At 45.1% G+C, this 25436-nt stretch carries 15 protein-coding genes and 1 tRNA gene; 6 read left to right on the top strand and 10 right to left on the bottom strand.

The genetic code is table 11. The features are described from left to right. The first annotated feature begins 3 nt into the window (after positions 1–3). From gldG to DD657_RS13805, 4 genes are all read left to right on the top strand, one after another. On the top strand, positions 4–2397 hold the full coding sequence (gldG, locus tag DD657_RS13790; protein ID WP_287050456.1) for a gliding motility-associated ABC transporter substrate-binding protein GldG: 2394 nt from the start codon (positions 4–6) through the stop codon (positions 2395–2397). Positions 2398–2500: 103 nt separating this feature from the next. Then, entirely contained in the window at positions 2501–3583 is a 1083-nt protein-coding gene (locus DD657_RS13795) for an efflux RND transporter periplasmic adaptor subunit (RefSeq protein WP_287050458.1), read from the top strand. Positions 3584–3599: 16 nt separating this feature from the next. After that, positions 3600–6644 (top strand): efflux RND transporter permease subunit, encoded by a 3045-nt coding sequence (locus DD657_RS13800; protein ID WP_287050462.1) that lies wholly within the window; start codon positions 3600–3602, stop codon positions 6642–6644. Between the two features lie 89 nt (positions 6645–6733). Then, positions 6734–7996, top strand: coding sequence for a TolC family protein (locus tag DD657_RS13805; RefSeq protein WP_287050465.1), 1263 nt, complete (start codon positions 6734–6736; stop codon positions 7994–7996). A gap of 1 nt (position 7997) precedes the next feature. Here DD657_RS13805 and DD657_RS13810 read toward each other — a convergent pair whose 3' ends face one another. Beyond that, a complete protein-coding gene (locus DD657_RS13810) occupies positions 7998–9284 on the bottom strand; it encodes a Na+/H+ antiporter NhaC family protein (RefSeq protein ID WP_287050467.1) in 1287 nt (428 codons plus the stop codon). 147 nt (positions 9285–9431) lie between these two features. Between DD657_RS13810 and DD657_RS13815 the strand changes: the two genes are divergently transcribed. Then, positions 9432–9505, top strand: a tRNA-Arg gene (locus tag DD657_RS13815). Positions 9506–9837: 332 nt separating this feature from the next. Here the strand turns inward: DD657_RS13815 and DD657_RS13820 are convergent. From DD657_RS13820 to DD657_RS13860, 9 genes are read right to left on the bottom strand one after another with little or no spacing between them, the layout of a single operon-like run. Next, positions 9838–10713, bottom strand: coding sequence for a hypothetical protein (locus tag DD657_RS13820; protein WP_118773851.1), 876 nt, complete (start codon positions 10711–10713; stop codon positions 9838–9840). A gap of 4 nt (positions 10714–10717) precedes the next feature. Beyond that, the gene (locus DD657_RS13825; RefSeq protein WP_287050469.1) at positions 10718–13147 is read right to left on the bottom strand and encodes an amino acid adenylation domain-containing protein; all 2430 of its coding nucleotides are present in this window, start codon (positions 13145–13147) and stop codon (positions 10718–10720) included. Between the two features lie 11 nt (positions 13148–13158). Beyond that, positions 13159–15522: a TonB-dependent receptor plug domain-containing protein gene (locus tag DD657_RS13830; RefSeq protein WP_287050471.1), complete on the bottom strand. Its 2364-nt coding sequence runs from the start codon at positions 15520–15522 to the stop codon at positions 13159–13161. After that, complete coding sequence (locus DD657_RS13835) at positions 15519–16355, bottom strand: sensor histidine kinase (RefSeq protein WP_118773848.1); 837 nt, start codon at positions 16353–16355, stop codon at positions 15519–15521. The genes DD657_RS13830 and DD657_RS13835 overlap by 4 nt, the downstream gene beginning before the upstream one ends. Positions 16356–16380: 25 nt before the next feature. Beyond that, positions 16381–19203: an ATP-binding protein gene (locus DD657_RS13840; protein ID WP_287050474.1), complete on the bottom strand. Its 2823-nt coding sequence runs from the start codon at positions 19201–19203 to the stop codon at positions 16381–16383. Then, positions 19200–20798 (bottom strand): hypothetical protein, encoded by a 1599-nt coding sequence (locus DD657_RS13845; protein WP_287050476.1) that lies wholly within the window; start codon positions 20796–20798, stop codon positions 19200–19202. Before DD657_RS13845 ends, DD657_RS13840 begins: the two co-directional genes overlap by 4 nt. Before the next feature lie 13 nt (positions 20799–20811). Continuing rightward, positions 20812–21216 carry an ATP-binding protein gene (locus DD657_RS13850; RefSeq protein ID WP_287050478.1) on the bottom strand — a complete coding sequence of 135 codons (405 nt, stop codon included), beginning with the start codon at positions 21214–21216 and terminating at the stop codon, positions 20812–20814. Between the two features lie 13 nt (positions 21217–21229). Beyond that, positions 21230–21535 carry an STAS domain-containing protein gene (locus tag DD657_RS13855; protein WP_068692055.1) on the bottom strand — a complete coding sequence of 102 codons (306 nt, stop codon included), beginning with the start codon at positions 21533–21535 and terminating at the stop codon, positions 21230–21232. Between the two features lie 24 nt (positions 21536–21559). Next, positions 21560–22729, bottom strand: a complete 1170-nt coding sequence (locus DD657_RS13860) for a PP2C family protein-serine/threonine phosphatase (RefSeq protein ID WP_021986917.1) — start codon at positions 22727–22729, stop codon at positions 21560–21562. A 562-nt stretch (positions 22730–23291) separates the two neighbouring features. Here DD657_RS13860 and DD657_RS13865 point away from each other — a divergent pair. Next, positions 23292–25436, top strand: a complete 2145-nt coding sequence (locus tag DD657_RS13865) for a KamA family radical SAM protein (protein ID WP_287050483.1) — start codon at positions 23292–23294, stop codon at positions 25434–25436.

The raw sequence follows: 25436 nt of genomic DNA on the forward strand, positions 1-25436 counted from the left end.
ATTATGCGTGAGCTTATACGGAAGGAGTTAAAGGTTTTTTTTGCCTCGTTGTCGGGGTATGTCGTATTGTGTTTTTTCCTGGTAGCGAACGGTTTGTTTCTTTGGATAATTCCCGGAATGTACAACATTCCCGGAAGCGGCCTGGCCGATCTTCAACCTTTCTTTTCACTGGCTCCCGTATTGTATTTGTTTCTGGTACCCGTACTCTGTATGCGTTTGTTTGCAGAGGAAAAAAGAACGGGTACGCTGGAATTATTGCTTACCCGTCCGGTTTCCGTTCTCCGGATTGTAACCGCTAAATATTTATCCGGCTTTTTACTGGTCTTGTTTTCAATATTGCCGACCCTGATATATCCGCTCAGTTTGTGGTTCTTGGCACAGCCGGAAGGACATATCGACGTCGGTGGAATTATGGGGTCCTATATCGGCCTTGTATTTTTGTCCGGTATGTATGTTGCTGCGAGCGTATGGGCTTCTTCGGTAACGGAAAACCAAATCGTGGCTTTTTTATACGGATTGGTATTGTCCTTCCTATTGTTGTCCGGATTCGATTTTCTGAGTGATTTACCCGCATTGTCCGAATTTCAGAACTTTATATTGAAACTGGGTGTAAATTACCATTATGAACCGATGTCCCGGGGGGTAATTGCGTTGGAAGACGTTACCTATTTTCTGACTGTCATTGCTTTTTTTATATGGCTTACGGTACGGAAATATCACGGTGCCCGAAAATGGAAAGCGGTTTATGTACTACCGGCATTGCTGTTGCTGAATGTAGCCGCTGTTCATCTGTATATACGGGCCGATATTACAGACGATAAACGTTATACCTTGTCTGAAAATACCCGTCAACTGCTCAAAAATTTAGACCGGGGGATCGGTGTGGATATTTTTCTGGCAGGAAATCTGCCTCCCGGCATGCAGAAGTTACAATATGCTACGACCCGTATGCTGGAAGAATTCCGGCGTATTACGGGGAATAAACTGCGCTATTCGGTGACGAATCCGGCAGAGATACAGGATAAGGAAGAACAGAAACAACTGGTTCGTTATCTTGCCGAACGGGGGATTATGCCGGTAAACCTCAGCCGGACGACGGAGGACGAGACCCTTTCCCAGCAATTTATCTTTCCCGGTTTGCTGGTGTATGACGATTCGACGGAAGTCAGTCTCAGTTTGTTGCAAAACGTTCCGGGATATGCGGCAGAAGAGAATATCAACCATTCTATCGAAGCTTTGGAATATGAATTGACCAAGGCCTTGCGTCTGGTGACACGTAAAGAGAAAAAAGCCGTGGCTTTCCTGACCGGTCACGGGGAATTACCTTATAAGGAGGTTGAGGATATAGCACGGACATTGGCTTATTACTACCGGGTCGACTTTGTGAGTCCCGATACCCTGGCAGCCGATTTATCGTATTACCGGGCATTGATTATTGCCGGACCGACAAAGGAATTTCCGGAGAAAGATAAATACATTCTGGATCAGTATGTGATGAATGGTGGGCGTATATTGTGGTGTATCGATGAGGTGGATGTTAATCACGATGTATTGAAAGAGCAGGAAACGACTTATGCCGTGTACCGGCCTCTCCATATTGAGGATATGCTGTTTAAATACGGAGTGCGGATCAATCCCGACATTTTACTGGATGGGAATTGTGTGTTGGTGCCTGTAGTGACGGGTATGCATGGGAATACGCCGGAATATAGTCCGGCTCCCTGGTATTTTTCTCCTTTGCTGATACCCCAAAGAAATGCGGTGACTGCCGGTATACAGCCGGTACGTGTCGATTATGCCAATACGATAGACACGGTAGGCGGAAAAGAAGGGTTGAAAAAAAGTGTGTTGCTTGCCTCTTCCCGCTATGCTGCTGCTATGAAAACACCCTGTCCGGTGTCTTTGTCCATTACGGAGGAAAAGATGACGGAGGATCGGTTCAATAAGCGCTATCTGCCTGTCGCCGTGATGCTGGAAGGCGGTTTCGAATCCGTATACCGTTATGGACGGCGGTTCGGAGATGCCGTAAAAGCTGAATTTAAGCCGGAAAGCGGTTATAACCGGATGATTGTAATTGCCGATGCTGATGTTTTGCGAAATAAGGTATACGGGACGGGGGAGAATGCCCGTACAATTCCGTTGGGCTATGACGAATACAGTGGCCGCGTATACGGTAACCGTGATTTTATATTGAATTGCATCAATACCCTTTGTGACGATGAAGGGTGGATGGCTCTGCGGGGACGTAACCTTTCTCTCTATCTTTTGGATAAAACCCGTTTAAAGGGGGAACGTACCTATTGGGAGATGTTGAATTTATTGCTGCCTCTCGGTTTGGTACTAATGGGTGGGGGTATTTTCTGGTTCGTCAGGAAACGAAAATACGGGCGTATCTGAAAACTTTTCTTTTCTATTTTTCAAACTATTTTATGGTAGCGGGCGTATAAGGTGGTAACATTATACGATCTGAATCCGGTTTTACCGGGAACGGTTTTATACGATGAAAATCACACTACCCGCTATGAAACTCTTGTATTTTATTGCCTTGTTGTATCTACTGCCGGCTTGTAGCCGTAATGAAGGCAAATCCTATCAGGATATCGTACGTCCTGTCCGGGTCCGGACCGTCGCTTTGCCTGGTGCTTTAGATAAAGTATATACCGGAATTGTGGCGGCTGAAGAATTCAGTGATCTGGCTTTTAAAGTCGGCGGTCCTTTGGTGGAGATGAATATCGATGCCGGAGAGACGGTGAGAAAAGGAACTCTGTTAGCGGCGATTGATCCTACCGATTATCAGTTGCAGAATGACGGCAATAAAGCCGCTTATATTACGGCCCGTTCCCGTTTGGAAAGAGACAGGAGATTATTGGAAATGCAGGCGATTTCGCAGCAGGAATTCGAGATGTCGGAGGCCGGCTATATACAATCCCGTTCGGCATACCGGGCTTCGGAAAAAGCGTTGTCAGATACTCGTTTGTATGCCCCTTTCGATGGCTTTATCGAACAAAAATATGTTGAAAATTACCAGAAAGTACAACCGGGGGAACGAATTGTGAGATTGGTCAATCCGGATAAGCTGACGGTGTGGTTTGTTTTGCCCGAGACGAGTGTCGGGCTTACCCGTGAGCAGATGCAGGTGACTGTTGAATTTGATATTTACCGGGGACTGCGCTTTCAGGCCCGGGTGCAGGAATTTGTGGATGCCTCGCCGGGAGGAGCAGGGATTCCGGTCAGACTGATTCTCGATGATCCCCTTTTTGATAAGACGAAATATCCCGTTTATCCCGGTTTTTCTGTCCGGGTAAATCTGAGGACGGATAATCGGATAGCGGATCATTATGTCGTTCCGTTGAGTGCCGTGTTTATGGATCCTCTGACCGAACGGACAGCAGTTTGGCGTTATCATCCGGAAAATTCCACCGTAACCGCATTGCCGGTTACAATCGGTTCCTTGTTCGGTAGTGATAATGTGTTAATTACAAAAGGTTTACAGGATGGAGATGTTATCGTGGTGGACGGGATGAATTTTATTACAGAAGGGCAGAAAGTGGATGTACTGACAACAGAATTAACGGTTTTTTGATTATAAATTGAAGTGTATGAATATTCCGAAATATTCATTGGACAATCCGAAGGTCATTTATTTTTTCCTGGCGATATTGATGATCGGAGGAATATTGGCGTTCGAATCCCTGGGTAAAAAAGAGGATTCCCCTTTTGTAATAAAATCGGCGGTATTGATTACCCGGTACCCGGGAGCAACACCGCAGGAAGTCGAGCAACTGATTACCGAGCCTATCGAGCGGGAGATACAGTCGATGCGGCGGGTATATAAGATCAAGTCGGAATCGTTTTACGGGATGTCGAAGATCAATATCGAACTCGACCCGGCGACGCCTCCCGGTGAGATGCCCCAAATGTGGGATGAGCTGAGGCGGAAAGTACTTAATATCCAGCCCCAGTTGCCCCAGGGGGCTTCCGGAGTTACCGTATCGGACGACTTCGGTGACGTTTTTGGAATTTATTTCGGTCTGACTGCTTCGGAAGGTTTTTCATACCACGATTTAAGAGAGTGGGGACAGCGGATAAAAACCGAACTGGTAACAGTGGACGGGGTACAGAAAGTGGCCCTTTACGGTGAGCAAACGGAGGTGGTGAATATGTTTATATCCATGTCTAAACTGGCCAATTCCGGACTCGATCTGAACGGGGTGATGCAGACGATAAAATCCCAAAACTCGTTGATAAATACCGGGGAAAAAAGGGCTGGTTATCTGGAGTTGAAAATATTGGCAGAAGGGACTTATAAAACGCTCGACGATATCCGCAATCAGTTGGTGGTAACGGACAACGGACGGCAAATTCGTTTGGGAGATATAACCGTTATCGAAAAAGGTTATATGGATCCGCCGGGAAGTCTGATGCGGGTAAATGGAAAAAGGGCGATCGGAATCGGTGTCGCTACGGCACCGGAGAAAGACGTGGTTAAAACCGGGGAATCGGTGAGGGAGAAGTTGCAGCAATTGCTGCCTTTAATGCCCGTCGGCATTGACCTGGTAACCTTGTATCCGGAAGATCAGATAGCCCGGGAAGCCAATAACGGTTTTTTACTTAATCTGGCGGAATCGCTCGCAATTGTGATTTTTATCATCTTGCTGGTAATGGGAGCCCGGGCTGGGATGCTGATCGGTTCTTCCCTTTTATTTTCGATCGGCGGTACCCTGTTGATCATGCAATTTATGGGAGTCGGGCTAAACCGTACTTCACTGGCAGCATTTATCATTGCCATGGGGATGCTGGTCGATAATGCTATCGTAGTGACGGACAATGCCCAGATAGCGATTCGCCGGGGTATCGGACGCCGGGAAGCTTTGATACGGGGAGCAACGATTCCCCAATGGGGATTGCTGGGGGCTACCCTGATTGCCGTTTTTTCTTTCCTGCCCTTGTATCTGGCACCTTCGGCCGTAGCGGAAATCGTCAAACCTTTGTTTGTGGTGCTGGCTGTATCGTTGGGTTTGAGTTGGATACTGGCGTTGACCCAGACCCCGTTGTTCGGGAGTTTTATTTTAAAAAAACAAGCAGATACCGGGGGGAAAGACCCTTATGATACCCGTTTTTACAACGGTTTTGCCCGGGTGTTACGAAAACTTATCCGTTTTAAAATCGTAACGGTGATCGTTGTCGTTTGTCTTTTTGTCGTGTCCATGATCATCATGGGATTGATGCCGCAGAATTTTTTTCCGAATATGGACAAACCCTATTTTCGGGCCGATTGTTTTTTGCCTGAAGGTTATAGCATCCGGGAGTCGGAAAAAATGCTTACGGATATCGAACAGTATCTGATGCAACAGGAAGAAGTCGTGAATGTGTCGACGACGATCGGCGGTTCTCCGCTGCGTTATTATCTGGCGAGTACCTCTTTCGGACCGAAGCCGAATTTCGGTAACATACTGATAGAATTAAAAGACAAATCTTACACAGTAGTGATGGAAGAACGCCTGAATACTTATGTCCGGCATAATTATCCCAATCTGCTCATTCGTTCTTCTTTGTTCAAACTGTCTCCCGCTGTAGAAGCCGCCATTGAGATCGGTTTTATCGGAGAGAATATAGATACGCTGAAAGCATTGACAGAACAGGCTATGGGCATTATGCGGCAAAATGATAGGGTGACCGATATCCGTAATAGCTGGGGTAATAAAGTTCCGGTTTGGGAACCGGTGTATTCGCAGGAAAGAGGGCAGCGCCTGGGGATAACCCGTCAGGCTGTCGCCTATGCTTTGAAAATTGCGACCAATGGTTTACCGCTGGGAGATTACCGGGAGAAAGATTTGTTTATGCCTATTTTATTGAAAGAAGAGAATTTCGATGCCGGTAATCTGGATAATATGCGTACTTTGCCGGTATTCTCTGCAACCGGAAATGTCGTTCCGCTGGCACAGGTTATTGATCGTTTCGATTTGAATTATAACTACAATGTTATTAAACGCTATAACCGCGACCGGGTTATGATGGCACAGTGTGATCCCAAGCGGGGGGCCAATACCAAACAGGCTTTTCAGCAATTGTGGTCGGAAATGCAAAGCATAGAGATCCCGCAGGGATACACCATGAAATTTTTCGGGGAAGATGAGAGCCAGGTGGAGTCCAATCAAGCCTTGGCAGCCAATATGCCTCTGACTTTTATTCTGATGTTTATCGTTTTATTATTGCTTTTCCGGACTTACCGCAAACCGGTGGTCATCCTGTTGATGGTGCCGCTGATTTTTATCGGCGTGGTTTTCGGTTTGCTGTTGCTGGGGCGGATGTTCGACTTTTTTGCCTTGCTCGGTCTGCTCGGCCTGGTGGGAATGAATATTAAGAATGCAATTGTACTGGTAGATCAGATCGGTATCGAGCAGGCAAACGGCCTGATGCCTTTGGATGCGGTTATACAGGCTACCAAGTCCAGAATTGTCCCGGTGGCCATGGCTTCGGGAACAACCATTCTCGGTATGCTGCCGCTGCTGTTCGATGCGATGTTCGGTGGTATGGCGGCAGGTATTATGGGTGGTTTGCTGGTAGCCAGCTTGCTGACGATTATTGTATTGCCGGTTACCTATAGTTTGATATATAGAATATCGGCAAGTGAAAAAAAATGATGTAGGTACATCTTAACATCTTTGAGACATATTGTGTAAAGAGTATGTAAAAATATAAACAGGGGCGGCAGACTTAAATAAAAATCAGTATGAAAAATATATTATGGATCGGATTATTATTGTGCCTGAGTGCCGGCAGCCGGGCACAATCTCTGACATTACAGCAATACCGGCAGAGAGTACTTGACTATAATCAGGAGATAAAGCAGTCGCAGGAAGCCGTTAATGCGGCGGTATACGCACTGAAAAGCGTAAAGACCGGTTTCTTCCCGAAGGTCGATATCACCGGCAGTTATTCCTACCAGATTGAGAATGTAACCTTTATGCCGGGTACCGACCTGAAACACGATAATTACAGTGCCGAGGCCGGATTGGTACAGAATATCTATGCGGGAAGTGCCGTCCGCAAGCAATACGAGGCCGCCCGTTTGCAGGAGGCAATAGCCCGCCTGGGAGAGGAATATACTGTAGACAATATCTTGTATGCGGCCGATGTCAATTACTGGACGGTAGTGGCGAACCGGAACCTGTACGATATCGCTGACCGGTTTGTAAATATTGTCAGCGAATTGTTCGATGTCGTGGGTAAGCGCTTTACGGAAGGTGCTATCAGTAAAACGGATGTACTGATGGTGCAGTCGCGTTTGAAAGAAGCGGAAGTGCAATTGAATACGAGTGCCACCAATTACCGGACCTCGTTGCAGACCTTGAATATCATGATGGGAATTGCTGCCGATACGGATACAGGGCTGGCTGATTCGATACAGCATATCTCGGCGCTTCCGTTGCGTCAGGAGGTGGATGTAGCCCTGAAAAAGCGTCCCGATTACCTGATGGCGGAACAGGATATCGAACTGGCCCGGGTACAGACCCGTTTGATGAAAGCAAGTTATTTACCGAATCTGGCTGTCGGTATAAAAGAAAAATGGGGAACGACCTTGATCAATATCGACGGAGATAAGCGCTTTTCCACCATTGCTTTTGCCAATTTGAATATTCCGGTGTTTTATTGGGGCAAGAGGCGGCAGGATGTGCGGGTCAGTGAGGTACAGGAACAGATGAAAGAGCTGGAAAGAAGTAAGTTGTCCGATCAGATCAGCCTTGAATTGAACAATGCCTGGGTGAATCTGACCGAATCCCTGAAAAAAGTAGCGATTGTTTCTTCTTCTCTGGATATCGCCCACGACAATCTGGTATTGAATACGTTTAGCTATAACGAAGGAAAACTGCCGGTTATCGATGTGCTTTCGGCACAGGTAACCTGGCTGCAGGCTTATACGAATGTCGTGTCCGCTTATTATCAGTATAAAGTGGCATTGGCTGAATACGAAAGGGCTTTGAGCGGATTCTGATTCAGGAATAATGTCTCGGGTATCTGAAAGCGATAGCCAAAAGTCCGAAAATACCGATAAGCACCGGATAATACAGATAGCGTATGATAGCCAGGGGCGATAGGTCGGCCAGTTCGGCGGCAATCAGCATTTGGGCGCCGTAGGGGATGATGCCCTGGATAAAACAGGAAAATGTATCCAGAATACTGGCCGATTTCCGGCGGTCGATATGAAAACGTTCGGCAATATTACGGGCTATCGGTCCCGTTGTAATAATGGCGATTGTATTGTTGGCCGTGCATAAGTTGGCCAGACATACCAGTCCCGCAATACTCAATTCGGCGAACCGTTTGGAACTTACATGCCGGGTAAGGCGTTCGATAATGTAGGCAATACCTCCGTTGTACCGGATCATTTCCAGCATTCCGCCTGCCAGCAGAGTGATAACGATCAGTTCTCCCATGCCGGTGATACCGGTTCCCATAGCTCCGAAATAGCCGAACAGATCGAAGCCCGAAGTACAAAGCCCGATCAATCCCGTAATACCGATTCCCAGCAACAGTACCAGCATGACGTTAATACCCGCCAGAGCCGTTCCCAGCACGGCAACGTAAGGAATAACCTTTACCCATTCGATCTCTGCGATCTGTGCCGGAGCCTGTACCTGTACCCCTTCAATAATATAGAAAAGCAGAACGAGCACTGCCGCAGGTACGACGATCATGCTGTTGACTTTGAATTTATCCTTCATCCGGCATCCCTGGGTTTTCGTCGCAGCAATGGTGGTGTCCGAAATAAAGGAAAGGTTGTCGCCGAAAAAAGCGCCGCCTACCACAATGGCTACCATAAACGGTAATTCCACTCCTGTCTTTTCTGCAATTCCGACGGCTACCGGTGTTAGGGCTACGATGGTCCCGACCGAGGTGCCTACGGCAAGGGAAATAAAACAGGCGGCGATAAAAATACCGGCCAGTAGCAGGTTGTCCGGGAGGATATGCAATGCCAGATTGACGGTGGCTTCAATGGCACCCATTGCTTTGGCCGACTGTGCGAATGCTCCCGCCAGGATAAAAATCCAGATCATCAGCATGATGTTTTTATCCGACGCTCCACCGGAAAAGCGGGCAATCCGGTCGCTTAATTTTTCCCTTCTCGTCATCAGTATGGCCACCACCGAAGAAATGACAAAGGCCACCGTAATAGGTACCTTGTAAAAATCATTGACAATCAATGAGGTAATCAAGTACACGCCGAGAAATATAAACAAAGGACTCAATGCCCAGAAATTAGCTTTTACAGGATGTTCCATGCTGTTTTTTTGATTGAAGCTGCAAAAATACATATTCTCCCCGTAAAATAAAATCCTGATATGCTGTAGTTTGCAAAAAAACTGAAACAAAAGTTTGTATTCGTCCGAAAATCAACTATATTTGCACCGCCAAACCGTAAAAGTGTTGGTCCAGTAGCTCAGCTGGATAGAGCAACGGCCTTCTAAGCCGTAGGTCGTGGGTTCGAATCCCGCCTGGATCACTGAAAGGAAAAGCTAAAAAGCGACACAACAAGCTAAATCCTGTAACTATCCAAATGTTACAGGATTTTTCTTTTCTTTCCTCTTTCATTCAAAAATCAAAAAATTGTAACGATTGTTCGTTTTTTTGATTTTTGTTGTTTTAAAAAAGTTGCAAAGTTAGAATCTCCCTTTCGGCAGAGCTTTTGTTTTGTCCTATCTTCGCTAGTGTTTCGATGTGAAAGGATTTTTAGAATTTACCCATGTACCGATGATAACGCAATTCTCATTGGTATATGAATAGAATACGTCTGTAAATGGTGTTATACTGTAAAATGGTATATAGTCGCCTATTTTATTTATAGAGGATGGCGTTGATGCGTTTTTCTTCGTAGAGGATGAGGTGGTGGGTGGTTTGGGCGAGGGCGGATTTCAGGTGGTAAAGGTGGGTGCGTTCGGTGAGACGTTCTTCCATGATCCGTTCGAGTTCGCGGCTGATGTTGTCGGTGGGGGCGATTTCCATGACTTGCGGAATAACGGTTTTCGGACCGGAGGATGCACCGGTATTTTCCTGCAGATAATCGTATTGGGAAAGGGTATAGTCCATCAGGCTGTCGTAGGTAAGTTTTTTACGGGAAGATAAGGTTTCTGCCAAAGGGATGTAATACAGAATGTCTTTGATAAAAGAACTGTATTCTGTTTGCACCTGCCGGACAAGATCCATGTATTTTTGTTCTTCCGGGGATAATTGAGAGGTGGTGAAGTAGAAGGAGGCGGTTACCATTTGGTATTCCAGATTTTTGTTGATCTCTGTCAGTATTTCTTTGGCATAGGTATAGTTTTTCATAGTGATGGAAGAGACGACGGTGTTCAGTACGTATAGATCGATGGCTTTCAGGTTTTCTGCCATCTCCTGTTTAAAGCCGGTCAGCCACTCTTGTTGCTGGGTATAGACGATGGTGTCGAGTTGCAGTATTTTCAGGTCGTGGTGGAGAACTCCCGTTTGTTGCAGCGTTTTGTTCAGAATGAGAATTGATATAATACCGCCCATAATACCGCCGATATAGCTGCCTCCGAAGTTGATCCAGGTCGGGACGTCGTCAGCACCTGCCATTAAGGTCAATGGATTCATTTTTACCAGGGCCCAGTTGATGGGAAAAGGAAGAAGCAGTGTCAATACCAATAGGACGAGAAGTTCTTTCCGTCCTATTGTAAAATTATCGGTTTGCATTATTTTATGAGATAAAGAAAGTTAGTAATTGTTCCAGGGATTCGTCTTTGAAAAAGTTCCAATGGTCTGTCGGTAGGCGGAAAACAGGAGCATCCGGGTAGTATTTGTTCCATAGCTTTTCGCAATTGTCGTATTCTTCTTTAAATATCCGGTAATTTTCTTCTGTCCAGGGCTCGTCGGGAGATATTCCGGCTTGTTGGTGAAACAGTCCGGATAAAATCACGACGACTTCTCCTTGGTATATGAGATTGGGCGTGGTTCGGAGGTATGTGTTTGTGATTTCATTCCGTCGGCGGATCATTTCTTCGGAGTCTCCCGGGAATATCAGTAACGGATAATTTTGACTCAAAGCAGGATTTTGCCAGGCTTGTCCGTCCAGGGAAAAGACTTTGGGATTTATTCCGGCTGACCGGCGCAGCAGTTCTGCCAGTCCGACGGCCAGTTCACCACCCATACAAAAGCCTGTAAGCGCATAAACTATACGTCCTTGGATCAAGGGTTGTACGGTCCGGACATAATAGTCCAGTAAACCTTGGGTATCGGTTGCTACTTTCGGGAAATGATCGTATATGGCGTCGATGACTAAAAGATCATATTGAGAATACAGGCGGTCTGCAAACTGAAAATAGAGGTGGTTGAAGTAGGCTGCTCCGCATACCAGAATGATAACCGGTTTGTCGGGGCGTTGTTGTTTATACCAATAGATGGGGCATTGCCTTGAAGCTGTCAGTAGCCCGCGTACTGTTCCGGCGGTATAAACGGCCGGTACAGTGACCGGACACCCTTGCTCATTGGCTTCGGCGACGAGCTTCAGAATATCCAGTGAGGTCAGTCCTAAATCATTGATGAGGTTCACTTCAACACTGATTTCCGGAATGCCCAGCATGTTTTTCAGAATATTGCATAATATCTTTTCTCCGGAATGAACCGGCGGTATATACTCCTGGGCTGTAAGGGTAAAAGGTGGAAGGCTACGGGTATCTATTTTATCGTTGATGTTGCGCCGGAAACAGTCTACTGTTTGCCATTGGTTGGGAATCATATATTGAGGGAGTTCAGCCCGTAATCGTTCTTTTACCTCTTCCAGGCGGAAGTTATGTTTGTCTGCCGGCTGCAGGTAGGCACCCAATAGTTGACGGCCGTTCTGTTCGATGACTGTGACGTAAGACTTCTCTATTTCCGGATCTTTGTTCAGATGTTCCATAATTTCATTCAGTTCGATCCGGAATCCTCTGATTTTGACTTGGGAGTCTTTTCGTCCGATAAAGCGTAACGAACCGTCGGGCATCCTTTGTACCAGGTCGCCCGTTTTGTACAACCGTTCCCCGTGGTACAGGATAAAGGCTTTTTCATTTATTTCTTCGTTTCCGATGTATCCGGGAGAAACCTGTAATCCACCCAGATAGAGTTCTCCCGTGATGTGACAGGAGACTTGTTTTCGCTCTTCATCCAATACGTAACAAGTAATTCCTTTCAATGGATAACCGATGTTGTCGTAGGGGGTATGGGCATTTACAATTCGTGTCGTGCTTATGACGGTATTTTCAGTCGGACCGTACATGTGTATCAGGGTATAAGATTGCTGTTTCAACCGGTCGAGTAGCTTTTCGCTGATGGCTTCTGCTCCGAAGAGTAATATTTCGAGAGGAGGGAAGTCGAGGTGGGGAAAGTGGGCCAGAAGGGAAGGGGCCAGGAAAGCTACGTTCACTTTTTCCCTTTTAATCAGTTCGGTCAATAGGGATATGTCCTTTCGCTCTTCCTGACTTGCGAGAACCAGCGTGCCTCCGGTGGGCAGGCAAAGCATCAGTTCCAGTATGGAGACATCAAAACCGACGCTGGCAAAAGCCAGGTATCGGTCGGTAGCAGGGTTTAGGCCATGTATTTCCAGGGCCGTCAGATTTTCTGTAAAAGTGCTTAAATTCATATAGCTGATCTGAACGCCTTTGGGATTTCCGGTTGTTCCGGAAGTATAGATGACGTATGCACAGTCGTCGGGCCGGGCCTGTATATATCCGCAGGTACAATTTTGCGGGATTTGCGATAAATCGACGGAAAGCTGCCGGATACCGGGAATTTCCTTCGTTTTATCCGATGAATCTGTCAATAAAAGAGACAGGCCTGCGTTTTCAGCTATATATTGTTTGCGTTTTTCCGGGAGTTCTGGATCTAACGGAATATAAGTCGCGCCCAACCGGAAGATAGCCAGGATGGAAGGAATCAATGTACTGTTTCTGCTCATACAGATTCCGATGCGTATCTTCCGGAATTCCGTATCTTCCGGTATGGCTAAGTTTTCTTTGAGATACTGTGCGATTCCGGCTGAATAACTGTCCAGTTGGCGATAAGAAATGACACCGTCTTTTGCGATGACGGCTGTTTTGTTACCTTGTTCGGTTAATGTTTGAAAAAGTATTCTTTGAATGTTGTTTTTCATCTGTTTGTGATTTAAAAATTATACATTATTTTGCCGGATATCCAGCGGCTTTTTTGTCGGATAGGGAGCATCGCTCCTCCGTATTCGTATTTATGATTGAGAAAATTGTTGATATTGATACTTCCTTCCAGATTTTTGTATTTGTAGCGGGCCGTAGCGGAAAAAACGGCGTAGCCGGACAGGTGGAGTGTATGGTTGACTGCTTTTTCGTTGATCCCGTTCTCCAGAACGCTGACCTGGGTATAACAACCGTTGCTGTAATGAAAATTCAGATAGGTAGAAAAGGTTTGCTTTTGTTCTTTTATCCAAAAATATCCGGCTACGGCATTGGCAGAAAAGTCGGGTACATTATTCACATAACCGTCTGTGACGAAAAAATAGGCATACTTCAATACTTTCTGGTAACAGAAATGGGCATTAGCATCTATTCTTCCGGTTTTATAACGGGTGACGATTTCGATACCTCCCATATCCAGTGAGCCGGCGTTTTCGTAAACACGGGTTTCGGGTTGCGTAAACAGAAAATGCGAGGCCCGGTTGTAGAAAAAATTACATTCTATATCGGCGTGAAACGGTTGGTGACGATAAGCAAAGGTCAGTTGATAAGAACTCAGATATTCGGCTTTCAGATTTTCACCTCCCGAGTAGGTATCCATGTCGTTATTTCTGTAATAGTAGGGGGCGTCGACAAATGATCTGGAATAACTGCATTTCAGGTTCAGATTATTTCTTATGTAAATAAGGGATAAGCGTGGAGAAAGCGCTTGCAGGATTTTTCCGTTTTTCCGCTTTTTATAGTCGTACCGGACACCGGCGTTTACAATCCAGTTTTTATTCAGATTGTGTTTGAGCTGGAGAAACATATTTATATTCATTTCATTTCCGATATAAAGTCGTTTGTTTGTCCAGACCCGGACAATTTCGTTGAAATTCATCCCTTCCAGATACTCGGAGTCGTATAGGGCATACCGATTCCATTCTGCACCTCCGAGCAGGTTTCCTTTTCCATATTTGCCCCAGTCGTAGTTGTAATTTACCCGGCTGTTAAAACCGATGTTAAAGTCCTGCCAACGGATATATTGAAATGGTCCGTGTTCCGGAAAAATAGTATCGGTACCGTGTTCCGGGGGAATGGGATAGTCGTGTAGAGTGTCTCCGGCAGTTTCGTATCTGACATTTTTATTCCAGTCTGTATAGAAAGAGGTGCTGAAGGTCAGATTTTGCCATGTCCGTTTGTAAACGGCCTGTTCTCTGGCCGATAACCTTGAATAGCCGGGACCGGAGCCGTCGAATGTGCGGAATTTGTCGTATGAATAGGGAGATGCAAACAGCCACATGCTGTAAGGTTGTCTTTTCTTGGCATAGCTCATGCTGAAACTCAACAAAAAATTTCCCCGTTGTAACTTAAAGCCTCCATCCATAGCCGGAAAGTTGGAGTAGCAGTCCAGCCGGATGCTCCCGTCTTTCGGATAGAGGGCATATTGTTTTTTAGCGGGAATAAAGACGGGTTCTCCTGTTGCCCGGTACAAAGAAAACCAGGTTATAAAATCCATCTGCATATCGTGCCGCCCTAACAGCAGATCGGCAGTCAACCGGCCGTAACTTCCGGCTCCGACGGATATGGAACCATTGCGGATGTCCATACCGTTTTTGGTGACGATATTGATGACTGCTGTCAGAGCCACACTCCCGTAAAGAGAGGAAGCCGGTCCGCGGAGTACTTCGATTTGCTTGATTTTTGCCATGCTGATGCTGTAATCCGGTGAAATGGCATTTGTGATGTAGCTGTTTAACCGTTGTCCGTCCTGCATGATGAGTATATTTTCTTGTCCCGAAGAATAGACTCCCCGCATAGCGATGTTCATCTCTTCGTTGGAAGCCAAACCGGATATTCCGGGTACGTAGGCAATCAGTACGTCTTGCAGGCATTCGGCACCGATTGCTTTTATCATATCTTCCGTGATCAGAATGACGGGAACAGGCGCTTCTTCCGGAGTTTCTACCTGCTGTGATGCTGTAACCAGGGTCATTTTGGTTTCCCTGTGTTTTTTGATCATATCTGCAAAACGCTCCGGATCCTGTAAAGAAATGTAATAATAGGGTTCATCTTTCAATAATAGCGTCACATAGCGGTCGGCTTCCTGAAACCGGTCCAAAGCCAATAAGCACAATGCAGTCAGACGGTAGGCTCCTGTATGCATGGCATCTTTATAAGCCGGTAGGTTTTCTTCCAGCAGGCGAAGGGCTTCCTCTATTTTTCCGGTTTTGTAGCACATTTCAGCTTTCGAAAACGAGTCCCGGGCACTGTCTGTACTTTGTGCCGCTAATTGCAGAGAGAGCAAGACCGACAGAATATAGAGCAATGTCTGTTTCATATAATGGGTATAATGAATTGGAAACAGGTGTATTCATTCGGTATCGAATCGAATTGTATTTTTCCGTGGTGTTTGTTTTCGATAATATCACGTACGATAGCCATACCAAGTCCTGTGCCTTGACCGGCCGGTTTGGTTGTAAAGAACGAATCGAAAATACGTTGTTTTACGTCTTCGTTCATGCCTTCGCCGTTGTCCCGGATGGACAGGATAAATCGGTCGCCTTGCTTTTCCAGGGTGACATTGATTTCAGGCGAATATGCCTCCGGAGAATTTTGCTGTCTTTTCCATACGGCATAACAGGCATTGTTCATGACGTTCAGTATGGCACGGCTGAAATCCTGTGGGATCAACTTAACGGGAGGAATATCTTCGGCGTAGTTTTCACGGATGGCTATGTTGAAATTTTTGTAATTAGCCCGCATCGCGTGATAGGCAAGCCAAACGTATTCTTTCGTCAGTTGTTGTACCCGTGAGAGAATGAATTCATCTTCTTTCCCTCTGGAATAGAGTAAAATACCGCGGATGATGCCGGTTGCACGATTGCCGTGCTCCATGATTTTTTTCATGTTTTCTTGCAGACCGGTCAGGATATCTTTTATATCTTGACGGTCGTCTGCCGGTATGTGCCTGCTGTTTTCGTCGATGATGCCGCTTAAATCGGATAGCTGTTGACCGGATATTTTACTGAAATTAATGACAAAATTCAACGGATTTTGTATTTCATGAGCGATGCCGGCACTTAACATTCCTAATGAGGCCAATTTTTCCTGTTCCTTGATTTGGCCTTCCAGTTCCCGGATCCTTTTTTCTTTTGAATTATTTATTTCCATATTTTTTTGTTTTTATCCTGATTTCTTATTGTTCTTTTCGAAGAGGCAGTGTGATTGTGAATTCGGTGTATTCGTTTTTTTCCGAACGTACCGATATTTGTCCGCGGTGGTTTAGTATGATTTCTTTGCTGAGATATAGTCCGGTCCCTGCTGCTTCTCCGGTTGTTTTTGTCGTAAAGAAAGGATCGAAAATTTTGTCCAGAATGCTTGGTTCGATGCCGATACCGGTGTCATATATTCGGGTGACGGCCTGTCCGTTTTCGCTTTTCAATTCCAGGCGGATTTCCGGAGAATACTCTTTTTTATTGTATTTTTTTATGATGGCATACATACCGTTGTTCAATAGGCTCATCAGCGTTTTACTCAGTAGTTCGGCATTCCCGTCGATGAATAGCGGTTCTCCGGGTAAGCGGATATCGATTGAAATAGGTATCCGTTCGGTTTCTTTTTCATAATATTTACCTAGTAATTCTATATTTTTCCGGTATAAGGCAACCAAATCCATTTTTTCCATCTGTTTGTTGCGGTCTTTCAGAATCTCTTCCATCGCTTTCAGGATACGGGTGGTGTTGCTTCCGTGCTCTTCTATTTTTCCCAGGTTTTTTTCCATCATGTTCAGGATATCCAGAGAATCTGCGTAAATATCTTCTTTCGGGTATTCTCCCATATCTTCCAGATTTTTATAGAGGTCCTGCAATAAGCCGGCTGTCAGGTGGGAAAAGTTATTGATATAATTCAGCGGATTCAGGATACGGTCTATCAATCCTTTCGTCAGCTTTCCGACCGTTGCCATTTTTTCCTGGCGTACCAGTCCTTCCTGAGCTTTTCCCAGTTCTGTCAGTGTTTCTTCCAGTTTCATGGATTTCTCTTCTATTTCGTCTTTTTGTTTCATCAATAGAAGGGTACGTTGATTGACGATATTTTCCAATTTCTCTTTTTCTTTCAATAATTTATGCATCCTCCATTTGAATACTAGAAATAACAGGCCGGCCAAAGCCAACAGGTAGAAAAGCAGACTGTACCATTTCAGATAAAGCGGGGGGAGTAAAGTAAACCGGAATTCTTTTGTTTCACTTTCGTTGCCGTACATATCTCGGGCTTGTACCCGGAATGTGTAAGTGCCTGGCGATAGGTTCGTGTATTCTTTTGCGGTCAAACTGTTCCATAAACTCCATTCGGTGTCATATCCGTTCAATTGGTATCTGTATTGGTTGGGTTCGCCCAGACCGGCGGCATGGGTTGCAAATGAGAAGCGGATGTTGTGGAAACGGTTTTCAAAGCGGGGAATTTCTTCGGACATACGGTTGTTTTTTTGAACATATTCCTGAAAGAATCCTCCTCTGTATACCGAGTCTTGATTCAGACGAATTTCGCGGATAAATACAGACGGTTTTTCCAAAGCGTGGGATTTGATTTCGTGTAAATCGATACGGATCAATCCGAAATCACCCCCCAGCCATGCCGCCCGTTCGTCTTCGGTATAAATAACCCGGATAACATGATTTTGAAGGGCTTTTAAATAGCGGTTTAACCGGTTGTTTCCTATTGAAGCTGAATCTACCTGTAGTTTTTTACCTCTTATATCTGTTCGCCAGTGGCGGCCGCTTCGGTCTGTATAGGCCGTCATTATCTCATCGGCTTTACGTGGCAGACGGACGAAGGAAGACGTTTTGTTGCTATGCACATAGATTTCACCGTAGATTGTTTTTGCCAGTATTGAACCGTCGTTTTGTACTTTCAGACGAATGGCTTTTTCCACTTGGGAAATTTTTTTTGCGGGGTGGTTTATTGAATTTTGCCAGTAGATTCCATCGATACTGCCTATCAGGAATTGCGTGTTTCCGGTAAATGCAAGTGAGAAAGCACTGGCTTGGGATGTTTTGTGGATTTTATTCGGATCACGGATGAGAAATACGCCGTCACTGGTAGCTGCATACAATTTTTCTTGTGGTGATATGCAAAGCTCCCAGCAGGCTTGAGTAATCCCTTTTACAGGACTGAATGTATTGTTTTCCAGGAAATAAAGTCCTTGTAGGGTTCCGGCGTATAGTGTGCCTTTATACCTGACGAGGGATATGACTTCTCCCTTTAGGCCTTCATGGGGGGTGTAATGACTGAAAACAGAGGGGAGAGACACTCGGAATACTCCGTTATCGGTGATTCCCCAAAGGTTACCCTGCATATCGGTGGCTATGCGGGAAACGGTATTGCTGCATAAACCGTTTTTTTCGTTTAACGAAAAAAGGGGTTGCCCCGTCAGGTCGGTGACAACCAGACCATGATTTACAGTGGCTTGTACCTGCCATTTGTTGGGCAGGGAAAGAATTTGGTTTATTTCAGGATTTTTCGGGACGTTTTTATTCGATTTTTCGGAGGGGTGACAGATTAAAGGAAGCAGAGAGTCTGCTTGAACGGTATAGATTTGTCCCGATGTCATTTTCAAATAGATATGTCCTTCGGTTTCTGTGATATTTTCCAATTCCCCGATAAACGGTTCGTCAAGATCGGAGGCGATGACTTTGAATACGGGACATCCGCGTTTATCGTAGTTGATTCGTCCGAATACGTTGTATCCTCCCGCCCATATCGTGCCCTGACTGCTGCGGTACAGATGGGTGACCCGTGAAAATCCGGGCATATAAAGAATGTTCCAGCGGCAGTAATCGTAATGAAGTATCCCTTCGAAGTTTGCGATATACACATTTCCGCAACTGTCGCAAAGGACATCGAAGTTTTGATTGTTGGCCCGGTAGACCGAGGACGGATAGTTCGTGAAGAACGGAACGCCTTCATAGGCACGGGCATGGATGGTATGGAACAATATCAGCAGTAAGATTGTCTTTTTCATGGGAAGGATGTCTTTAGGCTGTAAGATTCAAATGGTATCTGGTTGCCGATGTAATAGTCCCACTCTTCGCGGGTAAAATCCCTTTGTAGTTCTTGTCTGATAGCAGCAGCCATGTGATCGGGGGAAATGGGGATTTTTTGCAGTATGCCTTTTTCGTCTCCCATGAAAATGTATTTCCCGTCCGGGCATAAATAAAGGGAACAGATCCAGTTCGGATTGGTTTGGATGACGGCAGATTCGATTTTTTCGTTCTGAAGATTCCACAAGCGTAGTGTGTTGTCATAACTGCCTGAGAAGAGTTTGTCTTCTTGCCGGCAAATAGCGGTGACGGTGGCTTGGTGGCCGATAAGTTTCCGGATGATAGCTCCTTCTTTGTCACAGAGGAGAATAATACCGTTCCGGCAACCGGCAACGAATGCTCCGCCGGGTAGGGGACAGAAGGCGGTAACGGTATATCCTTCCAAGCGGAATGAAGTATATTTTATAAAGTTTCCGTCCGGTGAGCATATCGCAATCTTTCCGTCGTTTAAGAAAACATAAAGGCGGTTTCCGGATTTTCCGGCATAAGAAATGGAACAATCCGGAGTATAACATGTTTGTATATTCTGGGTTGTGCAATTGAAAGAATACAGCTTGTCGGCTGCAACGATTATGAATTGTCCGGAATCCGGGTAAATTAATTTCTTGTATTGCCCCACAGGTAAAGGATATACCTTGGGAGGGGTTGTAACCGAGACGATATACCCGTTAAATGACAGGGCATAGACCGATAAAGAGGAGTGTATTTGTGCTGAACGGAAATCGTAATTTGGGTCGGCAATCAGGAATTTTACGGAGGATATCCGGTTGCTGTTATAGTCCCAATGTGCGATTTCTCCATATTTGCTGAGGGTGAGGATACCCTTCAAAGAGTCGTTCCCCGATTCTGTATCTCTTGGCGGCTGACCTATCGGGAGTATTTCTGTAATGGCTTCCTTATGTTCGGCCCACAAAAGGTTTTGTTTACAGGATCGGGATAAAGCGTTGAAAATAGCCGGTTGGTAAATATCTCCGTCATATTTTCGTGTAAATTTCCAGGCGGCATAGGCCAGTAATGCAGCCAGTTCCTTATTGCCGGATAGGTATTGCGTACCGGACAGCGATCCCAAAGAACGTCCCAAAGCCAGAAAAGCCAGGGTGTCGGCAATTTTTTTGGAGTGTTCAGCCTGTTGTTGTTTCTCTATTGCTAATTTTTTCTGTTTGTCTGCTAACCGGTAAGCTTTTTCTGTTTCTATTTGGGCCGTCAGTGCTTTTTCGCGTTCCGTTTCCGCTTGAAGCTGCATTCGGTTGGCTTTATGGGTTTGTATGACGGCTTCTTGCCTTCTCTTTTCAGAAATCTCCTTTTGTTGATAGGCTATTTCTTCCATTTGTTTACTGACACGCTGTATCAGTTGGGATTGTTTTTCTTTGTTCCGCAGTTCCTCCAATTCATGGATGAACCGTTTTATATCCCGTTCCGATTGCCGGTATGTCTGGAATAAGACGAAACAGGCTACCAGGAGTATACAAAACGAAACCGAAATCCAACGGAATTTATTTACACTTGATTTTGTCATAATTGAATGTCGGTTATGCATATTTTTTGGTAATTTTCAACCGGTTTTCTCTGTCCTGATAGATGTAAGTTACATCATCCATCATTTCCCGCACCAGAAAAATACCTAAGCCTCCGATTTCCCGTTGTTCCGGAGGTAGGGAAATATCCGGTTCGGCTTTGTCCAGCGGATTGAAAGGGATGCCGCCGTCCCTGAATTCTATGGAGATGGCTCCGTTGTCATCACAGAGATACAGGGATAGATAAGCTTCCGAATCCTGAGAATAGGCATACTTGATGATATTGGCGATAATTTCTTCACTGACTAACCGGATTGTATAGGCCAGTGAAGGATGGGCCGCAACTTCACGGGTATGCATCAATGAGGTCAGAATTTCTTCGAGCCTTCCATGAATCGGGTGAAACTGAAGTTCGGTCATCGTTCAGTTGATTTTAAAATTTCGATAATTCGTCAATACTTCCATAGAAATGGAAAAATTTGTCAAAACCGGTCATTCGCATGACATCTTTTATTTCTTGGGACACTCCTGCGAGACAGATTTCCTGACCTTTGGCTTTTGCCATTTTATAAGCATAAAGCATAACACGTAGTCCGGCACTGGATACGTAGGTGCAATGGGATAAGTCCAAGGCGATGGAATGTCCTTTTTCTATCAATGCGACAATAGCTGTTTGTTCGTCATTACTGGTCATCGAGTCTAAGACCGGCCCGACTTGATGAATTTTTTGATTTTTCATGTTGTTCATATTAAATTGATATTATTATTCCGTCCGTTGGAGAGAAAGCAAGGTAATATCGTCCGATTGGGGATAGTTGCCTGAAAAATTTTTTACTTGCCGGAGGATTTCTGTGACGACATCCTTCGTTTGGGGATTTTCCGGCAGGGTCTTCAGTGCATTTTGCAGTCTGTTTTCGGAAAACTGCTCCCGTTCTTCGTTGAAGGCCTCCGTTACCCCGTCTGTATACATGAGCAGCGTATCGCCTGTTTCCAGTTTCAGCATACCGTTTTCGAACGAGATATCGTCGAAGACTCCGACGATGAAGTTGGGTGTGAGCGGTAACGTTTCGATATGGTGGTTTTGCCGCAGAATGTAGGGTGGGTTATGTCCGGCATTGGTGTAGTCCATGATTCCGGTTTTGTAATTGTATATTCCGTAGAAAACGGTTACAAACATGGAGTCCAGACTTTCCTTGCAAAGCAGTTTGTTAGCGTACGTCAGACATTCGGATGAAGGGACTCCCCGTAAGGCGGTAGCCCGGAGCAGTGTCCGGCTAACGGCCATAAACAGTGCGGCAGGTACGCCTTTTCCCGATACATCTGCAATCACCAGGCCGATATTTTCGTCGTCTATCCGGAAAAAATCGTAGAAATCGCCGCCGACATCCCTGGCAGGCGTCATGGATGCGTAAATATCTACATATTCTGCCAGTTCCGGGAAAGGGGGAAACAAACGGGGAAGGATGGTTTGCTGGATTTCTCCGGCAATGGCAAGATCGTTTCTGATGGATTCCAGTTGGCTGTGTTCTTGCTGGGATTCCCGGATATAGCGTACTTGTTCGATGGCTTTCTCTATGGTGTGGGATAAATCTTCCAGATCTATCGGTTTCGTTGCAAAATCGAAAGCCCCTTTGTTCATAGCGGAGCGAATGTTTTCCATATCACCGTAAGCGGAAACCATGATACATTTCATAGCCGGGTTTTTCAGTTCATTGATCTTTGCCAATAATGTGAGTCCATCCATTTCCGGCATATTGATATCACTTAGGATAATATCGAAATCCGGGGTTTCCAAAAGCTTTTGTAAAGCTTCCAGCCCGTTGTGAGCGAACGTAAATTCATATTCGCCTTTCCGGATTTGCCGTCTGAAATATTGGGAAAGCAATATTTCCAGGTCTGATTCATCATCCACGCTTAATATTTTTGTTGCCATATTTGTATTTGTTGGTGTAATCTTTTGATTATGTAAAATTTGACACGAACAAAAATAGAGTGTTTCGGACTCTTCTGTAATTTAATGTTTTGAATGGACGGAATATTCTTCTGTATGGGGTGTATTGATTTTTAAAATAGTATTCCGAAGTTTTGTTCGCTTGTAAAACACGATAAAAGATCGGATTGAGAATATCCGGATTTAAATTTATTTTTGCGATTTACTCCTCTTTGCCGGCGATTTGATATTGTTGTTAAGGTACTGATATGTTGTAAAAAAAGACCGGAATGGAAGAATAATGTAAAATAGTTTCTTTTTGATTCATTCTTTTCTTATATTTGTAAATACCACGGCATATTGTAGTGATTTTCTGCTTTTTCCCTTCCATGGGAGTCGTGTCCGGGGATTTCCCCGGGTCTACGGTATCAGTATCTTCGTATAAATGATATCTCTCTCGGTAGCTTGTATTATGTTGCTTGTATGTATTGGATCCGGTTATTGAAAATCTGCTCGTTTCAGAAGGAGAGTTTCTTCATTGTAGCCAAAAATCAGAAGGAGGAATATGAAGAAAAAAAGTCTGCTTTATTTTACAGTATCGCGTTTGGTGGAAGTTTATAAGGATAAATTTCCCGAAATTGTTCAGATGGCACTCAGAAGTGATACACTGGAACAGTTCAAGCGATTGCTTCGCATGTATATTCTTCAGTTATCCCGAAGCCGTAGGAGAGCGTTAACAAAGAATCAGACGATGAAAGTATTGCCTTTGCATTCCGCTGCCCGGCGTATAAACCGGATGTTGGAGCTGGAGGGGATATCTGTCCGGGATTTTGCTTCAAATGATGAGATTAAATTTGAATCGGTCGGGTTGCTTTGGCAAACGTTGCGTAAGGAAGATACGGAAATCAAACTTGATTTTATGCTTGATTGGTATTATTTGTTTGAGCAATTGCATGCAACGAATTATATGGTCCGTTCTGCTGTACAAGCAGAAAACGAACGTGATCACTGGCCGAACGGAATTGATAAGAATATATTTTACGAACGGAACGGTAACCGGAATTTTATTCAACAATTACTGATAAAGAAAATAGAGGGCCGGAAGAAAATGAATTCCCGCTATCGTTTTGAGGATGGAATGAGCTTGACCGATAAACAGAGGCAGGTGCGGGCTTGGTGGTTTGATTATCAATTTCAGTTGACAATGGCTATTCGCAGTGCCGATGAACTGAATTACTTTATGGGCATGACCCTTTCTCATCAGACAATGCGTATTCTTCATACGGCGGAGCGGAAAGGAATTCCTTTTTTTGTAACTCCTTATTATTTGTCTTTGTTAAGTATCAGACCTTTCGGATATGATGATGCCGCTATCCGAAGCTATATCCTTTATTCGGCAGAATTAGTGAAAGAATTCGGACAAATACGGGCCTGGGAAAAAGAGGACGATGTGCGGCCGGGAGAACCGAATGCGGCCGGTTGGTTGCTTCCCAATAATCATAGCATTCACCGTCGTTATCCGGAGGTGGCTATTTTCATTCCGGATTCCAAGGGGCGTGCCTGTGGAGGCTTATGTGCCGTATGTCAGCGGATGTATGGCTTTCAGCAAGGAAGGCTTAATTTCGATCTGGAGAAACTGGCGCCCCGTGAAGATTGGAATGATCGTTTGCGTCTGTTGATGGCTTATTTTGAGAATGATTCGCAGTTGCGGGATATTTTGGTTACCGGAGGAGATGCTTTGATGAGTACCAATGTAACTTTAAAAAAGATTCTGGATGCTATATTGGGGATGGCGCAGAGGAAAAAAGAGGCCAACGTACATCGTCCCGAGGGGCAGAAATATGCGGTAATTCAACGGGTACGTTTAGGGTCCCGAATGCCGGCCTATCTTCCTTACCGTATTGATGATGAGCTGGTTGCTTTATTGAGGGATTTCCGGGATAAAGCAAAACAGATCGGTATTAAACAGTTTATCATTCAAACTCATTTTGAGTCGCCTCTCGAAATAACACTTGAAGTGCTGACAGCTTTAAGGAAGATACAGGAGGCCGGTTGGATGATTACCAATCAGCAGGTATTTACCGTTGCTACTTCCAGACGGGGGCATAGCGCAGCATTGAGGCGAATGCTTAACCGGGCCGGTATTCTGTCCTATTATACTTTTTCGGTAAAGGGATTTGCTGAAAACCGGGCACTTGCCGTTCCGAATTGCCGGCTTATGCAGGAAATGCAGGAAGAGAAAATTTACGGACAGTTGACCGCAGAAGTGACCGATATGCTTCGAAAAATTGCACAGTCTCCGGAAAATATCGTGAATGATCTGGGTTGGTTGCTGGACTCCTGCCGGCTTCCTTTTGTAGCTACGGATCGTAATGTAATGAATTTACCGGGAATAGGTAAGAGTATGACATTTACCACCGTTGCTGTTTTGCCGGATGGCCGGAGGGTGTTGTATTTTACCTTTGATAACGGACGTTTTCATAGTCCTGTCGTTGCCGGGTTGGAAGGCGTATATATCACAGAAAGTAAGTCGGTCGCCGATTATTTGCGTCAATTGGAGTGTATGGGAGAACGGGCGGAAAATTACGGTTCCGTATGGTATTATAATCAGGGAAAAACCGAAACGATTGCAGATATATTCCGCTATCCGCGCCAGGAGAGCGGAATAACAAAAGAACTGATGAATTTTAAATTTCCTGGGTGCCTGTAG

The organism is Culturomica sp. (assembly GCF_003524185.1).
GTDB lineage: Bacteria > Bacteroidota > Bacteroidia > Bacteroidales > Marinifilaceae > Culturomica > Culturomica massiliensis.

What these genes read in the sequence shown, in the direction of transcription:
- gldG (WP_287050456.1), top strand. Translation starts at nt 4, where the DNA reads ATGCGTGAGCTTATACGGAAGGAGTTAAAGGTTTTTTTTGCCTCGTTG.
- DD657_RS13795 (WP_287050458.1), top strand. Translation starts at nt 2,501, where the DNA reads ATGAAAATCACACTACCCGCTATGAAACTCTTGTATTTTATTGCCTTG.
- DD657_RS13800 (WP_287050462.1), top strand. Translation starts at nt 3,600, where the DNA reads ATGAATATTCCGAAATATTCATTGGACAATCCGAAGGTCATTTATTTT.
- DD657_RS13805 (WP_287050465.1), top strand. Translation starts at nt 6,734, where the DNA reads ATGAAAAATATATTATGGATCGGATTATTATTGTGCCTGAGTGCCGGC.
- DD657_RS13810 (WP_287050467.1), bottom strand. Translation starts at nt 9,284, where the DNA reads ATGGAACATCCTGTAAAAGCTAATTTCTGGGCATTGAGTCCTTTGTTT.
- DD657_RS13820 (WP_118773851.1), bottom strand. Translation starts at nt 10,713, where the DNA reads ATGCAAACCGATAATTTTACAATAGGACGGAAAGAACTTCTCGTCCTA.
- DD657_RS13825 (WP_287050469.1), bottom strand. Translation starts at nt 13,147, where the DNA reads ATGAAAAACAACATTCAAAGAATACTTTTTCAAACATTAACCGAACAA.
- DD657_RS13830 (WP_287050471.1), bottom strand. Translation starts at nt 15,522, where the DNA reads ATGAAACAGACATTGCTCTATATTCTGTCGGTCTTGCTCTCTCTGCAA.
- DD657_RS13835 (WP_118773848.1), bottom strand. Translation starts at nt 16,355, where the DNA reads ATGGAAATAAATAATTCAAAAGAAAAAAGGATCCGGGAACTGGAAGGC.
- DD657_RS13840 (WP_287050474.1), bottom strand. Translation starts at nt 19,203, where the DNA reads ATGAAAAAGACAATCTTACTGCTGATATTGTTCCATACCATCCATGCC.
- DD657_RS13845 (WP_287050476.1), bottom strand. Translation starts at nt 20,798, where the DNA reads ATGACAAAATCAAGTGTAAATAAATTCCGTTGGATTTCGGTTTCGTTT.
- DD657_RS13850 (WP_287050478.1), bottom strand. Translation starts at nt 21,216, where the DNA reads ATGACCGAACTTCAGTTTCACCCGATTCATGGAAGGCTCGAAGAAATT.
- DD657_RS13855 (WP_068692055.1), bottom strand. Translation starts at nt 21,535, where the DNA reads ATGAAAAATCAAAAAATTCATCAAGTCGGGCCGGTCTTAGACTCGATG.
- DD657_RS13860 (WP_021986917.1), bottom strand. Translation starts at nt 22,729, where the DNA reads ATGGCAACAAAAATATTAAGCGTGGATGATGAATCAGACCTGGAAATA.
- DD657_RS13865 (WP_287050483.1), top strand. Translation starts at nt 23,292, where the DNA reads ATGAAGAAAAAAAGTCTGCTTTATTTTACAGTATCGCGTTTGGTGGAA.